General features: G+C 74.6%; 12 protein-coding genes and 1 pseudogene. 5 read left to right on the top strand and 8 right to left on the bottom strand.

Features of this window, described 5'->3' with window-relative positions:
* Positions 1-71: 71 nt before the first annotated feature.
* Together G1H19_RS24840 and G1H19_RS03665 are read right to left on the bottom strand one after the other, a co-directional pair.
* Positions 72-260: pseudogene (locus G1H19_RS24840) on the bottom strand (GNAT family N-acetyltransferase); the annotation flags it as partial.
* Positions 261-478: 218 nt separating this feature from the next.
* A complete protein-coding gene (locus G1H19_RS03665) occupies positions 479-955 on the bottom strand; it encodes an Lrp/AsnC family transcriptional regulator (RefSeq protein ID WP_202925973.1) in 477 nt (158 codons plus the stop codon).
* A gap of 206 nt (positions 956-1,161) precedes the next feature.
* Between G1H19_RS03665 and pdhA the strand changes: the two genes are divergently transcribed.
* The 3 genes from pdhA to G1H19_RS03650 are packed head-to-tail and all read left to right on the top strand — an operon-like array spanning position 1,162 to position 4,839.
* The gene (gene pdhA / locus G1H19_RS03660; protein WP_162393308.1) at positions 1,162-2,310 is read left to right on the top strand and encodes a pyruvate dehydrogenase (acetyl-transferring) E1 component subunit alpha; all 1,149 of its coding nucleotides are present in this window, start codon (positions 1,162-1,164) and stop codon (positions 2,308-2,310) included.
* Positions 2,307-3,281, top strand: coding sequence for an alpha-ketoacid dehydrogenase subunit beta (locus G1H19_RS03655; RefSeq protein ID WP_202925974.1), 975 nt, complete (start codon positions 2,307-2,309; stop codon positions 3,279-3,281). The genes pdhA and G1H19_RS03655 overlap by 4 nt, the downstream gene beginning before the upstream one ends.
* A gap of 4 nt (positions 3,282-3,285) precedes the next feature.
* Positions 3,286-4,839, top strand: a complete 1,554-nt coding sequence (locus G1H19_RS03650) for a dihydrolipoamide acetyltransferase family protein (RefSeq protein WP_152730274.1) — start codon at positions 3,286-3,288, stop codon at positions 4,837-4,839.
* A 130-nt stretch (positions 4,840-4,969) separates the two neighbouring features.
* Here G1H19_RS03650 and G1H19_RS03645 read toward each other — a convergent pair whose 3' ends face one another.
* Genes G1H19_RS03645 through G1H19_RS03630 form a run of 4 tightly spaced genes read right to left on the bottom strand, consistent with a single transcriptional unit; the run spans position 4,970 to position 9,238 of the window.
* Entirely contained in the window at positions 4,970-5,230 is a 261-nt protein-coding gene (locus tag G1H19_RS03645) for an HPr family phosphocarrier protein (protein WP_152730273.1), read from the bottom strand.
* A gap of 45 nt (positions 5,231-5,275) precedes the next feature.
* Positions 5,276-7,429, bottom strand: coding sequence for a PTS fructose transporter subunit IIABC (locus G1H19_RS03640; protein ID WP_152730272.1), 2,154 nt, complete (start codon positions 7,427-7,429; stop codon positions 5,276-5,278).
* Positions 7,430-7,454: 25 nt separating this feature from the next.
* Positions 7,455-8,474 (bottom strand): 1-phosphofructokinase family hexose kinase, encoded by a 1,020-nt coding sequence (locus tag G1H19_RS03635; protein ID WP_152730271.1) that lies wholly within the window; start codon positions 8,472-8,474, stop codon positions 7,455-7,457.
* Positions 8,471-9,238, bottom strand: a complete 768-nt coding sequence (locus G1H19_RS03630; protein ID WP_162393309.1) for a DeoR/GlpR family DNA-binding transcription regulator — start codon at positions 9,236-9,238, stop codon at positions 8,471-8,473. Before G1H19_RS03630 ends, G1H19_RS03635 begins: the two co-directional genes overlap by 4 nt.
* Before the next feature lie 387 nt (positions 9,239-9,625).
* On the opposite strand from G1H19_RS03630, the gene G1H19_RS03625 reads away from it, so the two are divergent.
* Complete coding sequence (locus G1H19_RS03625; protein ID WP_152730269.1) at positions 9,626-11,347, top strand: putative PEP-binding protein; 1,722 nt, start codon at positions 9,626-9,628, stop codon at positions 11,345-11,347.
* Positions 11,348-11,642: 295 nt separating this feature from the next.
* Positions 11,643-11,798, top strand: a complete 156-nt coding sequence (locus G1H19_RS22485; RefSeq protein ID WP_174278089.1) for a hypothetical protein — start codon at positions 11,643-11,645, stop codon at positions 11,796-11,798.
* Positions 11,799-11,939: 141 nt separating this feature from the next.
* Here G1H19_RS22485 and G1H19_RS03620 read toward each other — a convergent pair whose 3' ends face one another.
* Together G1H19_RS03620 and G1H19_RS03615 are read right to left on the bottom strand one after the other, a co-directional pair.
* Positions 11,940-12,779, bottom strand: a complete 840-nt coding sequence (locus tag G1H19_RS03620; protein ID WP_174278088.1) for a tyrosine-protein phosphatase — start codon at positions 12,777-12,779, stop codon at positions 11,940-11,942.
* A gap of 61 nt (positions 12,780-12,840) precedes the next feature.
* Positions 12,841-14,310 (bottom strand): GntT/GntP/DsdX family permease, encoded by a 1,470-nt coding sequence (locus G1H19_RS03615; protein ID WP_152730268.1) that lies wholly within the window; start codon positions 14,308-14,310, stop codon positions 12,841-12,843.
* Positions 14,311-14,395: the final 85 nt, after the last annotated feature.

The following is a 14,395-nucleotide window of genomic DNA, read 5'->3' as shown; positions in this document are numbered from 1 at the left end:
CCTGCGGGATGTCGATCGCGTACTCGTAGCCGAACAGCCGGTAGAAGTACGGGATCGGCGATCATCACCTGCAGCAGGTGCCCGCGGTCGGCCGAGCGCTGGTGCGCCCAGGCCATCAGCGCGCGCACCAGGCCCCGGCCCTCGTACCCCGCGGCGGTGGCCACCAGCTCGACCTGCCCGGCCGGCAGCGCGACGCCGTCCAGCACGAGGGTCTCGTCGAGCAGCGTGGCGGTGGAGACGACGCGGTCGCCGTCGACCACGACCGCGCAGGACGCCCAGCCGGCGTCCGGGTCGTCGACGACGAGCCGGTGGTCGACGTCGTCGCCCTCCTCGCCGCGCTCGACCAGCAGCGCCTCGACCTGCCCGCGGTCGGCGGGGACGGCGGTGCGCAGCACGAGCCCGCCGGGCAGGGCGATCGGATCGGTCACGCGGTGGACCGTAGGGGCGCCGCACCGCGGCTGCACCCGGTTTTCCGTGCTCAGCCGCCCAGGCCGGCGGCGCGCTCCAGCAGCGGGGTCATCCGGTGGTCGACGAACCGGCGCAGCGCCAGGTTGGTGTCGGTGCGCTGCACGCCGGGGATGGCCAGCACCTGCTCGGTGATCCGCCACAGGTCGTCGGCGTCCCGGGCGACCACCTGCACGAGCAGGTCGGCGACGCCGGACAGCCCGGTCACCTCGAGCACCTCGGGGATGTCGGCCAGCGCGGCGCTGACGTCGGCCAGGCTGCGCTGCACCACGGTCACGGTGACGTAGGCGCCCAGCGGGTACCCCAGCGCCTCCGGGCGCACGCGGCGCTCGAACGGGTCGAGCACGCCGCTGGTCTCCAGCCGGCCGAGCCGCGCCTGCACGGTGTTGCGGGCCAGCCCGAGCTGCTGGGACAGGGCCAGCACCGTGGCGCGCGGGTCGGCGGACAGCGCGAGCAGCAGTCGGGCGTCGGTGGCGTCGACAGCGGGCACGCTGCTCAGTGTGCCACGCCATAAACCGCCCGGACTGATCTCTGTGCTCACTCTGGACGGCGGGTGTTGCGCAGAAAGTGGCGGAGTGGTCTGCTCCGGTGCGCTGAGCGTGGCACCATGTGAGTGGCGCCACACCCGGCGTCGACGTCCGTCTGACCGTGCTCACCGGCGACCCCGGGCAGCACACCAGAGGTAGGGAGCCAGCCGTGACCGCGTTGGAGCACGCCACCGAGGTGGTCGACCCGGTGCCCGGCACCGGGGCGCCGCACCTGCCCGAGCAGCCCGACAGCGGCCCGGAGTTCGTCCAGCTGCTGACCCCGGAGGGCGAGCGGGTCGAGCACCCCGACTACGCCATCGACGTCACCGACGAGGAACTGCGCTCGCTGTACCGCGACCTCGCCCTGGTGCGCCGCTGGGACGTCGAGGCCACCGCGCTGCAGCGGCAGGGCGAGCTCGGCATCTGGGCATCCCTGCTGGGTCAGGAGGCCGCGCAGGTCGGCGCCGGCCGGGCGCTGGCGCCGGACGACATGGCCTTCCCGACCTATCGGGAGCACGGCGTCGCCTGGACCCGCGGCGTCGACCCGCTGCACGTGATGAGCCTGTTCCGCGGCAACGACATGGGCGGCTGGGACCCCGTCGCCACCGGCGTGAACCTCTACACGGTGGTCATCGGCGCGCAGACCCTGCACGCCACCGGCTACGCCATGGGCCTGCAGCGCGACGGCGCCGACGCCGCCGCGCTGGCCTTCCTCGGCGACGGCGCCACCAGCCAGGGCGAGGTGAACGAGGCGCTGATCTGGGCCGCGTCGCTGTCCGCGCCGGTGGTCTTCTTCTGCCAGAACAACCAGTACGCGATCAGCGTGCCGATCGAGCGCCAGTCCCGGGTGCCGCTCTACCAGCGGGCGTCGGGCTTCGGCTTCCCCGGCGTCCGGGTCGACGGCAACGACGTCCTCGCCGTCCTCGCGGTGACCCGGGCCGCGCTCGCCCGGGCCCGGGAGGGCTCCGGGCCCACGTTCATCGAGGCGTTCACCTACCGGATGGGCGCGCACACCACGTCCGACGACCCCACCCGCTACCGCATGGCCAGCGAGCTGGAGGAGTGGAAGCTGCGCGACCCGATCGCCCGGCTCAAGGCGCACCTGGCCCGCGCGGGCATCGCCGACGCCGCCTTCTTCGACGCCGTGGACGCCGAGGGTGACGAGCTCGCCGTGCGCATCCGCACCGGGACGCTGGAGATGACCGACCCGGCCGGCACCGAGATCTTCGACCACGTCTACGCCGAGCAGACCCCCGACCTGGAGCGCCAGCGGGCCGAGTTCGTGGCCTACCACGCCAGCTTCGAGGGGGAGAAGTGACCACGCTGACCCTGGGCAAGGCCCTGAACATGGGCCTGCGCAAGGCCATGGAGGACGACCCGAAGGTCGTGCTCATGGGGGAGGACATCGGCAAGCTCGGCGGTGTCTTCCGGATCACCGACGGTCTGCAGAAGGACTTCGGCGAGGACCGCGTCGTGGACACCCCGCTGGCCGAGGCCGGCATCCTGGGCACCGCGGTGGGCCTGGCGATGCGCGGCTACCGGCCGGTGTGCGAGATCCAGTTCGACGGGTTCGTGTTCCCCGCCTACAACCAGATCGTCACCCAGGTCGCCAAGATCCACGCCCGCTCCCGGGGCCGGCTGCCGATGCCGATCGTCATCCGCATCCCCTTCGGCGGCGGCATCGGGGCGGTCGAGCACCACAGCGAGAGCCCGGAGGCCTACTTCGCGCACACCGCGGGCCTCAAGGTCGTCGCCGTGGCCACCCCGGCCGACGCCTACTTCGGCATCCAGCAGGCCATCGCCAGCCCCGACCCGATCGTGTTCCTGGAGCCCAAGCGGCGCTACTGGGAGAAGGCCGACGTCGACACCGACGCCACGCCCGACCCGCTGTTCCGCTCCCGGGTGCTGCGCGCCGGTGACGACCTCACCCTGCTGGCCTACGGGCCGATGGTGAAGACGGCGCTGCAGGCCGCCACCGCGGCCGAGGACGAGGGCCGCTCGATCGAGGTCGTCGACCTGCGCACCCTGTCCCCGCTGGACCTGGACGCCGTCTACGAGTCCGTGCGCCGCACCGGCCGCTGCGTGGTCGTGCACGAGGCCCCCACCACCCTGGGGCTCGGCGCGGAGATCGCCGCCCGGGTCACCGAGACCTGCTTCCACTCCCTGGAGGCCCCGGTGCTGCGCGTCGGCGGCTACGACACCCCCTACCCACCCTCGAAGCTGGAGGAGGACTACCTCCCCGACCTCGACCGCGTCCTGGACGCCGTCGACCGGTCGATGGGGTTCTGACGCCATGACATCGCTGCGCCAGTTCAGGCTCCCGGACGTCGGGGAGGGCCTCACCGAGGGCGAGATCCTCCAGTGGCTCGTCGCCGTCGGCGACACCGTGGTGGTCAACCAGCCGCTGTGCGAGGTGGAGACGGCGAAGGCCGCCGTCGAGCTGCCCTCCCCGTTCGCCGGCACGGTCACCGAGCTGCTCTACGAGGTGGGGACGACGGTCGACGTCGGCTCGCCGATCATCACCATCGACACCAGCGGCGGGAAGGTCGATGTCGCCCCGGTGCCCGACCCTGCGGCCGGCGACGAACCGGAGGTCGAGGCCGGCCTGATCGGTGGCCCCGCGCCGGGTGGCCGCACCTCGGTGCTGGTCGGCTACGGCCCCCGGAACACCGAGGCCAAGCGGCGTCCCCGGGTCACCGGGTCGGCCGCCGCAGCCCGGGCCACCGCCCCGCAGGTGCTGCCCGGCGCCGACTACGGCACCGGCGTGGCCGAGAAGCCCGCGCTGCTGCCCGACCAGCCCCAGCGCGCCCCCCTGCTGGCCACCGCGCCGGACATGACCGTCAAGCCGGTCCGGCACGGCGGGCTGGAGGTGGGCCGGCAGACCGAGGCCAACGCCCGCGACGAGCTGGCCCCCACCTCCCGCCGGGCCGCCCCCGGCCGGGGCGCCCCGCGCCCGCTGGCCAAGCCGCCGGTGCGCAAGTACGCCAAGGACCTCGGCGTCGACCTCGCCACCCTGACCGGTTCCGGCCCCGGCGGGGTGATCACCCGCGAGGACGTCGACGCCGCCACCGCGCCGTCCTCGTCGTCGCCGTCGTCACCCCTGACTTCTCCGGGCTCACGTCAGGAGGGTGCGGTCGTCCGGGGGACGGCGGGGGAGCAGCGGATCCCGGTCAAGGGCGTGCGCAAGCACACGGCTGCGGCGATGGTGGCCAGCGCGTTCACCGCACCGCACGTCACCGAGTTCCTCACCGTGGACGTCACCCGCACGATGAAGCTGCGCACCCGGCTGGCCGCCCGGCCCGAGCTCGCCGGCGTGAAGGTCAGCCCGCTGCTGTTCGTGGCCAGGGCGGTGCTGCTCGCGGCCCGGCGGCACCCGATGGTGAACAGCTCCTGGGACGAGGCGGCGCAGGAGATCGTGGTGCACGGGCAGGTCAACCTGGGCATCGCGGCCGCCACGCCGCGGGGGCTGGTCGTGCCGAACATCAAGGACGCCGGCTCGCTGCCCCTGGCCGGGCTGGCCGGCGCGCTGGCCGACCTCACCGCGACCGCGCGGGCCGGGCGGACGGCGCCGGCGGACATGACCGGCGGCACCATGACGATCACCAACGTCGGCGTGTTCGGCGTCGACACCGGCACGCCGATCCTCAACCCCGGCGAGTCGGTGATCCTCGCCTTCGGCGCGGTGCGCGAGATGCCGTGGGTGCACAGGGGGAAGATCGCCGTCCGGCAGGTGACGCAGCTGGCGCTGTCCTTCGACCACCGCATCGTCGACGGCGAGCTGGGCTCCCGCTTCCTCGCCGACGTCGGCGCCCTGCTGCACGACCCGGGGACGGCGCTGGCCTTCTGACCCGCGCGACCTGACCCGCGCGACCCTGCGCGGTCCACATGTGACACGAACCGCCCGCCAAGATGGCCATCTCGGCGGGCGGTTCGTGTCGGTTCTGGTGGTCCGTCGAGCCGGTGGTGCGGTCAGGCCGTCACTCGGCGTCGAGGTCCTTGGCGACCATCTCGGCGATCTGGGCCAGGACGGTCTCGTCGTCGCTCGTGACGGTGACGTCGGTGCCCGACTTGGCGCCCAACGTCATGATCATCAGCGGCGAGCCGGCGTCGACCGGGTTGCCGCCGGGCGTGGACAGCGTGACCGGCACACCGGACTTGCTCACCGCCTCTGCGATCAGGGCGGCAGGGCGGGCGTGCAGACCGACGGCGCTGCCGACGGTCACGGTCTGGCTGGGCATGGGGCCTCTCTCTCGTCGTGTGGGACGGATCTCAGGGTGATCGTGTCAGCTCTGGCTGCGGGCCACAGCGGGAGTGTCCTGCCGAGTGGGCTGCACGGCCTCGGCGCGGGGGTCGCCGGCGGCGACGGCTGCGTCGTCACCGGCCTTGCCGCGACCGACGCTCTTGGCGATCGTCACGGCCACGCCACCCACCAGCGCACCGATGAGGACGGCGAGGATGAACAGCACGGCGTTGCTCATCGCGAAGAAGACGAACACGCCGCCGTGCGGCGCTCGCAGCTCCAGCCCGAGGCCGGCCACGATGGCACCGGTGGTGGCCCCACCCAGCATCATCGATGGGATGACCCGCAGGGGGTCGGCGGCCGCGAACGGGATGGCTCCCTCGGAGATGAAGGAGGCGCCGAGCAGCCAGGCGGCCTTGCCGTTGTCGCGCTCGGCCGCGGTGTACAGCTTCGGCCGCAGGATGGTGCTGGAGATGGCCATCGCCAGCGGGGGCACCATGCCGGCGGCCATCACCGTCGCCATGATGACGAGGGGGCCGCTGGTGGCCGCGGCCGTGAGCCCGGTGGTGGCGAAGACGTAGGCGGCCTTGTTGACCGGGCCACCCAGGTCGAAGCACATCATCAGGCCGAGGATGATCCCGAGGAGGATCGCCGAGGTGCCGGTCAGGCCGTTGAGGAAGTCTCCCAGACCGGTGAGCGCGGCGGCCAGCGGGCGACCGAGGAGGACGACCATGAGCCCGCTGGAGATCAGCGTGGCCAGCAGCGGGATGATCACCACGGGCTGCAGCCCGCGAGCCCACGTGGGCAGCTTCCACCCGGCGATCCACTTCGCCGCGAAGCCGGCGATGATGCCGCCGACCAGACCACCGAGGAAGCCTGCGCCCACGGTCAGCGAGACTGCGCCGACGACGAAGCCCGGCACGATGCCGGGCCGGTCGGCGATCGCGTAGGCGATGTACCCCGCGAGCGCCGGGACGAGGAAGCCGAAGGCCGCTTGGCCGAGCACGGTGCACAGGGCGCCGAGGTAGCCGAGCAGCCCGTCGTTCAGGCCCTCGAGCGGAGCGGCGCTGGGCAGGTTGAAGAGGGTGTTGTTCAGTGCCCAGTTGGCCGCGTAGCTGGCCCCGTCGGCGGAGCTCGGGTCGGGGTTCACGATCTGGTACCCGCCGAACAGGAAGCCCAGCGCGATCAGCAGCCCACCCGCGGCGACGAACGGGATCATGTAGCTGACGCCGGTGAGCAGCCAGCGGCGGATCTCGGTGCCGGTGCCCGGCTTGCCGCCGGCGTTCGCGGCCGCGGCGTCCCCGCCCCCGCCGCCCTCGACGCGGCGGGCGTTCGGGTCGTCCGCGGCGGCCAGCGCCTCGCGGATCATCACCTGGGGCTCGTTCATCGCCCGCTTGGTGCCCGACTGGATCACCGGCTTGCCGGTGAACCGCTCCTTGTCCTTGACGCCCACGTCGACGGCGAAGATGACGGCGGCCGCATTGCGGATCACCGCCGGGTCCAGCGGGGTGGAGCCCGAGGAGCCCTGCGTCTCCACGTGCAGCTCGACGCCCATCTCCTTCGCGGCCGCGGTCAGCTTGTCGGCGGCCATGTAGGTGTGCGCGATGCCGGTCGGGCAGGCGCTGACCGCGACCAGCGAGCGGCCCGCCCCGGCCGAGGCGGTGTTCGCCGCGGCCGGCGCGGCGGCTGCCGCAGCGGTGGCACCGGCCGCGGCGCCACCCGGGGCGGCGTCCGCGGGCGCCGGCGGCGGGGAGACGACGTCCTGCACCAGCTGCACGATCTCGGCCGGCGTCGTCGCCGCGCGCAGCGAGTCGGTGAACTCCGAGCGCACCAGGGCGCGGGCCAGGGCGGTGAGCAGCGTCAGGTGGTCGGCGTCGCCGTGCTCGGGGGCGGCGATGAGGAAGACCAGCTCGGCCGGGCCGTCCGGGGCGCCGAAGTCGACCGCCGGGCGCAGCCGGCCGAAGGCGAGTGATGCCTGGGTGACCGCGGCGGAGCGGCAGTGCGGGATGGCGATGCCGCCGGGCAGGCCGGTGGCCGCCTTGGACTCGCGGTCCATCGCGTCGCCGTACAGCCCCTCGGCGCCGGTGGCACGGCCGGCGTCGGCGACGAGGGTCGCCAGGCGCCGGATGACGCTGCCCTTGTCGGCACCGAGGTCGGCGTCGAGCGCGACCAGTTCGGTGGTGATGAGTTCGGACATGGGTGGTTCCTCCGGCGTCGGTGGTTCAGCGGTCGTCGCGGCCGGCGGCCGGGACGGGGACGGGGACGGCCGGGTGCTCGACCGTGGTGATCGGGGGGCCCGGGACGACGCGGACGAGCGAGCCGTCCACCTGGTCGGGGGTGGGCACCGCGGAGCCGGGCAGCGAGGCACTGGCCGACCCGTAGGCGACGGCGTTGCGCAGCCGCTCGTCCGGGGCCGCGCCGGCCAGGTCGGCCAGCAGGTAGCCGGCCAGGCTGCAGTCCCCGGCGCCCACGGTGCTGCGCACGGTGACCGGCGGGGGCGTGGCCGACCACAGGCCGCCGTCGGCGGTGGACAGCATCGCGCCGTCCCCGCCGAGGGTCAGCAGCACCGAGTGCACGCCCCGCTCGTGCAGGGTGGCGACCGCGGCCAGCGCGGCGGCCGGGTCGGCCACGACCTCGGCCTCCGGGACGCCGGCCAGCTGGGCCAGCTCCTCGGTGTTCGGCTTCAGCAGGTCCGGGACGGCGTCCCGGCCGGCGGCGAGCAGGGCCAGCAGGGGCGCCTCGGAGGTGTCCACCGCGATCCGGGCACCGGTGTCGCGCAGCGCCCGGACGAGCGTGGCGTACCAGTCGACCGGCGTGCCGGCCGGCAGCGAGCCGGAGAGGACCACCCAGCGGGCGCCGGCGGCGTGGCCGCGCAGGGCCTCGGTGAGGGCGGCGCGCGTCTCGGCGTCCAGGGCGTTGCCGGGTTCGTTGAGCTTGGTGGTGGTGCCGTCCGGCTCGACCAGCGTGTAGTTGGTGCGCACCGCCCCGGCCACCGGCACGGTGGCCAGTCGCAGGCCCAGCCCGTGCAGCGCGGTGACGATCGGGTCGTCGGCCGCGGCCGGCAGCACCGAGACGACGTCGGCCCCGGCCGCGGCGACCGCGCGCGACACGTTGACGCCCTTGCCGCCGGGCTCGGTGCTGCTCACCCCGAGGCGGGCGACGCTGCCGCGGTCCAGCGGCCCGGGCAGCACCAGGGTGCGGTCCAGGCTCGGGTTGGCGGTCAGCGTGACCATCTGGCTCATGCGACGAGCACCTCGATCCCCTGGTTCTCGAGTTCGGTCACGGTCTCCGGGTCGGCGCCCGCGTCGGTGACCAGGACGTCGACGTCCTCGGCCGACGCGAAACGCACCAGGTGCTCCCGGCCGAGCTTGGTGGAGTCGGCCAGCACGACGACGCGCTGGCCGGCGCGGACCATGGCCCGCTTGACGGCGGCCTCGGCCTCGTCGGGCGTGGTGAAGCCGTGGTCCGGCGTCAGCCCGTTGGTGCCGAGGAAGGTGACGTCGACCCGCAGCTCGCGCAGCGCGGCCTCGGTGGTGCTGCCGACGGCGGTCTGGGTGACCCCGCGGACCCGGCCGCCCAGCACGTGCAGGCCGATCCCCGGCGACGCGGCCACCCGGGTGGCGATCGGCACGGAGTTGGTGACGGCGAGCAGGTCGCGGTCGCCGGGCAGCAGGCCGGCCAGGGCCGCGGTCGAGCTGCCCCCGTCCAGCACGATGCTGCCCCCCGCCTCGGGCACCAGCGACAGCGCCAGCGTGGCGATGGCCAGCTTCTGGGCGGGGTGGCTGCCGCGCCGCTCGGCCAGCCCGGGCTCGGTCACGCTCAGCGCCGCGGTGGGCACCGCGCCGCCGTGCACCCGGCGCAGCATCCCGGCCCGCTCGAGCACGGCGAGGTCGCGGCGGACCGTCTCGGTCGTCACCCCGAACCGCTCGGCGACGGCGGTGACGGCGACCCGGCCGCGCTGGGAGACCAGTCCGGCGATCGCGTGCTGACGTTCCTCGGCGTACACCCCGTCTCCTCCCGTCACCTGACTCGAGCCCGAAAAAGTGCGGATCGTCGACCTGGTCCACCGTGCGTGGTCCGGAGTCGTGCGGACGTCCGGCAGGTGGAGTGCCGGGTGTGTGGTTTTCGGTGCCCGCTTGTGTTGTTCTACGTGGGATCTGGTGGGATCGTCAAGAGGTATCGGTGATCCGGGTCACCGGGACGGTCACAGCCTGCTCGTCGTGAGCCCGGGTTGCACATCCGGGCCGGGTGGGTGGCGGCGGCGGGGGCGGAGGAGCACGATGCTCACCAGGCATGACCGGCGCCACACCCAGCAGTGCCGCCGTCGTCACCGACCAGCGCCGCCGACGTCGCAGGCGCCAGGCGTCCACCGCGAGCGAGGAGCGAGAACACGATGTCGATCACCAGTCCGGTCCGGGGCACCACGTCGGGCAACACCGCGGACGGCGGCACGCCGGTCGTGCTCGCCGGCACGCCGGTCGTGCCCGGGGTCGCACTGGGCCCGGTGATCCGCCCGGCCGGCGCCGTCCAGCTGCCCGGGGACGACGAGAGCCCGGTCGCCGAGGACGCGCGCCCGGCCGAGAAGGCCCGGTTCGCCGCTGCCGCCGAGCTCGTCGCGGGCCGGCTGGCCGACCGTGCCGCCGCGACCACCGGGGTGAGCGCCGCGGTGCTGGCCACCACCGCGGGCCTGGCCCGGGACCGCGGCCTGCTGTCCGCGGTCGAGCAGCGCATCGACGCCGGCGCGTCGGCGCCCGTCGCCACCGTCGCCGCGGCCACCCAGTTCGCCGACCTGTTCACCAGCCTCGGCGGGCTGATGGCCGAGCGGGTCACCGACGTGCTGGACATCCGGGACCGCGTGGTCGCCGAGCTGACCGGCCAGCGGGAGCCCGGCGTGCCGAACCCGGACGTGCCCTCGGTGCTGCTCGCCGACGACCTCGCACCCGCCGACACCGCGGGCCTGGACCCGACGCTGGTGGTCGCGCTGGCCACCCGGCTGGGCGGCTCCACCAGCCACACCGCGATCATCGCCCGCCAGCTCGGCCTGCCCTGCGTGGTCGGTGTGGGCGGTCTGGACGACGTCCCGGTGGGCGCGACCGTGCTGGTCGACGGCGAGCAGGGCACGGTCACCGTCGACCCTGACCCGGCCCGGGCGCAGGCCCGGGTGGCCGAGGCCGCCGAGGTGGCGGCCGCGCTGGCCACCTACCGGGGCCCGGCGCGCACCCGGGACGGGCACGCCGTGGCGGTCCTGGCCAACGTGCAGGACGGCGCCGGCGCGCAGGCCGCCGCGGCCGCGCACGCCGAGGGGGTCGGGCTGCTGCGCACGGAGCTGGCGTTCCTCGGTCGCGCCGAGGAGCCGACGGTCGACGAGCAGGCGCAGGGCTACGCCGCGGTGTTCGAGGCGTTCCCGGGCCAGAAGGTGGTGCTGCGCACCCTCGACGCCGGGTCGGACAAGCCGCTGGCCTTCGCCACCCCGCCGGACGAGGCCAACCCCGCGCTCGGCGTGCGTGGCCTGCGCATCGCCCGCCGCGACCCGGGCCTGCTCACCCGCCAGCTGGACGCCGTCGCCCAGGCGGCGCGGGCCACCGGGTCCACGCCGTGGGTGATGGCGCCCATGGTGGCCACCGTCGCCGAGGCCGCCGACTTCGCCGCCGCGGTGCGCGAGCGCGGCCTGGTGCCCGGGGTGATGGTGGAGGTGCCGTCGGTGGCCGTGCTGGCCGACCGGTTCCTGGAGCACCTGGACTTCCTGTCGATCGGCACGAACGACCTGTCCCAGTACACGCTGGCCGCCGACCGGCTGTCGGCCGACCTGGCCGACCTGACCGACCCGTGGCAGCCGGCTCTGCTGGCCCTCGTGGCGGCCACCGCCGCGGCCGGGCAGCGGGCCGGCAAGCCGGTGGGCGTCTGTGGTGAGGCGGCGGCGGACCCGGCGCTGGCCTGCGTGCTGGTGGGTCTGGGCATCACCTCGCTGTCCTGCGCGGCGTCCTCGGTGTCCGGGGTGGGCGCGAAGCTGGCGACCGTGGACCTGGCCACCTGCCGGCGCGCCGCCGAGGTGGCGCTGGCCGCGGCCGACCCCGCTGAGGCCCGTGAGGCCGTGCGCGCGGTGCTCGCCGGCTGACCACACCGGCTCGCCATGCGGCCCGCTCACCCCACCGGGGGAGCGGGCCGTCGGCGTCTGCGGGGTGGGCGGTGAGGCGTGGGTCACCGGGGTCGGCGCCTGCGGCCGGGAGCCTCACCCGATCGGGGTGAACGGTGGGTGGGGTGCGTCACTTCGGGACTGTTTCTGCGTCCATCAGGTGAAGTTCCGATGGTCACCTACCGATGTGACCTGTGTTCCGTAGGAACATAGGAGCTGTCACCTGGGTTGAGTCAGGTGGCACCACACCGCACAGAGAACAGAGAGCAGGACCGAGATGAGCAGCGTGACCTCCAGCTGGCGTCAGCGTCGGCAGGCCGCCCGTACCCGCCGCGCCATCGACCGCGCCCTGGCCCGCACCAGCAGCCCCGCCATGCGTGACGACCTGCTGACCCTGGCCAACGGCAGTCTGCCGTCGATGTACGTGCGCTGACCCAGCGCCGGCACTGACGCCGTCGTCCCCCCTCGGGACGTGGCCGCACACCGACCCCGGTGTCCTCCCCCCGCGGGAGGACCGGGGTCGACTGCTGTCCGGGGCCGGTAGGGGGGCCGGACGCGCGGACCGGCCGGGGACTCAGGCCTCGCGGAGCCGGGCGCGCAGCGCGGCCTGCTCGTCGGGGCCGAAGCCGTGCTCGGTCAGCCAGCCGACCGGCCCGCCGTGCAGCTCGTCGAGCACCTCGAGCACCCGGCGCATCGTCCCGGCCTGCGGGGTGTGACTGGCCACGTCCCGGGAGGCCATGTCCTGGGCGTAGGTGGGGCTGGTGGCCAGCTTGGCCACCAGGGCGTCGATGACCTCGGCGGTCTGGGCGTAGTCGGCGACGATCGCCTCCCGCTCCACCCCGGCCACCGCCAGGGCCAGGGCGACGACGACGCCGGTGCGGTCCTTGCCCGCGGCGCAGTGCACCACCGCGGCGCCCTCCCCGGAGGCCAGTGCCCGCAGCGCGCCGAGCACGTTGTCCCGCCCGTCCACCAGGTAGCCCAGGTAGGCGCGCACCGCCGGGTGCTCCTGCTCGGTGCCCTCGGCGACCTGGCGCGGCAGCAGCGACTCCGCCCAGCCCGTCGTCAGCTCGGGTGCCGGGGCGTCCGGCTCCTCGGCGGCGAACACGTCGGTGCGCTCCCCCCGCTCGGGCAGCAGCGTGAAGTGCCGGTGCACCACCGAGGGCACCTCCCGCAGCGGCCCGCGGCCCTCCAGCAGCACCTCGGCCGTGGTGCGCAGGTCGATCACCTGGCGCAGGTCCAGCTCGTCGACCAGCCGGCGCACGTCGGCCTCGGACAGCGTCTGCAGGTTGTCGCTGCGCAGCACCCGTCCGCTGACGGTCGTGCCGCCGTCGGTGGTCGGCAGGCCACCCAGGTCGCGGGTGTTCGTCGTCCCGTCGAGCGGGGTCCAGCGGTCGGTGCCGGTCTGCTGCGTCACCACCCGAACCTACGTCGCCCAGGTGGACGGCAGGTGTCCGGTCCTGATGGGACCGGTGACCTCAGACGACCAGCGACAGCAGCAGGACGCCGGCCAGGCCGACCACCGAGATCAGCGTCTCCATCACCGACCAGGTGCGGATCGTCTCGCCGACCGTCATGCCGAAGTACTCCTTCACCAGCCAGAACCCGGCGTCGTTCACGTGGGAGAAGAACAGCGAGCCGGCGCCCACGGCCAGCGCCAGCAGCGCCACGGTGGGCTGGTCGAGGCCCTCGGCCAGCGGCGCGACGATGCCGGCGGCGGTGATGGTGGCCACCGTGGCCGAGCCGGTGGCCAGCCGGATGGCCACCGCCACCAGCCAGCCCAGCACCAGCGGGGACAGCGACGCGCCCTCGGCGGCGTCGGCGATCAGCCCGCTGATGCCCGAGTCGACCAGCAGCTGCTTGAACCCGCCGCCGGCGGCCACGATGAGCAGGATGCCGGCGATCGCCGGCAGCGCCCCGCCGACGGTGTCCGAGACCTTCTCCCGGCCGAAGCCGACCGCCGTCCCCAGCGTCACCATGGCCACCAGCAGGCCGATGAGCAGGGCGATCACCGGGGTGCCGAGCACGTCGGCGACCGACCGCAGGGCGCCGCCCTCGTCCAGGGTCAGCTCACCGACGGCGCCGAGCATCATCAGCACCACCGGCAGCAGCACCGTGGCCACGGTCGCGCCGAAGCCGGGCTGGCGACGGGGGTGCTCGTCGACCGGCTCGCCGGTGTCGCCGAGGTCCTGCTCGTCGCTGCCGCCGGCGCCCGCGGTCCCGGTCTCCCGGGTGCCGGCCGCGGCGCCGACCAGGGCCCGCGGCGTGGCCACGTGCACCCGGTCGGCGATGAAGCTGCCGAACAGCGGCCCGGCGATCACGACGGCGGGCACGGACAGGACCAGCCCGAACAGCAGCACCAGCCCGAGGTCCGCGCCCAGGGCGTCGATGGCCACCAGTGGGCCTGGGTGCGGCGGGACGAAGCCGTGCAGCACCGACAGGCCCGCCAGCGCCGGGATGCCGACCGTGAGCACCGGCTGGCCGCTGCGCCGGGCCACCAGCAGCACGATCGGGATGAGCAGCACCACGCCGATCTCGAAGAACAGCGGGATGCCGATCAGCGCCGCCACCCCGCCCATCGCCCAGGGCAGCGCCCGCGGGCCGACCCGGTCCACGATCGCCGTCACCACCCGGTCGGCGCCGCCGGAGGCGGTGAGCAGCCCGCCGATCATGGCGCCCAGCGCGATGAGCAGGCCCACGCTGCCGACCGTGGAGCCGACCCCGGCGGTGAAGCTGGTGACGATGTCGGCCGGGGCCACGCCGGCCAGCGCGCCGAGGGCCGCCGAGCCGAGGATCAGTGCCAGGAACGGGTGCACCTTCAGCACGGTGATCAGCACGACCACCACGGCGATGCCGACGAGGGCCGCCGTGACCAGCAGGGCGGAGCTGCCGGTGTGGTCCACCTCGGCGGCGAGGACGGTCGGCCGGGCGGCCGCGAGCAGCGTCATGACCGGCAGTGTCGACCGGGTGGTTGCTGCCAGCAACCCGTGGGCGAGCTGCGCGCACGCTGCCGGTCACGGGTGGGGCATGAGG

Origin of the sequence: Goekera deserti (genome assembly GCF_010685995.1) — a bacterium.
Taxonomy (GTDB): domain Bacteria; phylum Actinomycetota; class Actinomycetes; order Mycobacteriales; family Geodermatophilaceae; genus Goekera; species Goekera deserti.
The sequence above is the reverse complement of the archived record's forward strand: the minus strand, read 5'-3'. Positions and strand labels throughout refer to the sequence as shown.

Excerpts from the sequence above, each read along its gene's own strand:
- G1H19_RS03650 (WP_152730274.1), top strand. The coding sequence starts at position 3,286 with ATGACATCGCTGCGCCAGTTCAGGCTCCCGGACGTCGGGGAGGGCCTC.
- G1H19_RS03645 (WP_152730273.1), bottom strand. The coding sequence starts at position 5,230 with ATGCCCAGCCAGACCGTGACCGTCGGCAGCGCCGTCGGTCTGCACGCC.
- G1H19_RS03640 (WP_152730272.1), bottom strand. The coding sequence starts at position 7,429 with ATGTCCGAACTCATCACCACCGAACTGGTCGCGCTCGACGCCGACCTC.
- G1H19_RS03635 (WP_152730271.1), bottom strand. The coding sequence starts at position 8,474 with ATGAGCCAGATGGTCACGCTGACCGCCAACCCGAGCCTGGACCGCACC.
- G1H19_RS03625 (WP_152730269.1), top strand. The coding sequence starts at position 9,626 with ATGTCGATCACCAGTCCGGTCCGGGGCACCACGTCGGGCAACACCGCG.
- G1H19_RS22485 (WP_174278089.1), top strand. The coding sequence starts at position 11,643 with ATGAGCAGCGTGACCTCCAGCTGGCGTCAGCGTCGGCAGGCCGCCCGT.
- G1H19_RS03615 (WP_152730268.1), bottom strand. The coding sequence starts at position 14,310 with ATGACGCTGCTCGCGGCCGCCCGGCCGACCGTCCTCGCCGCCGAGGTG.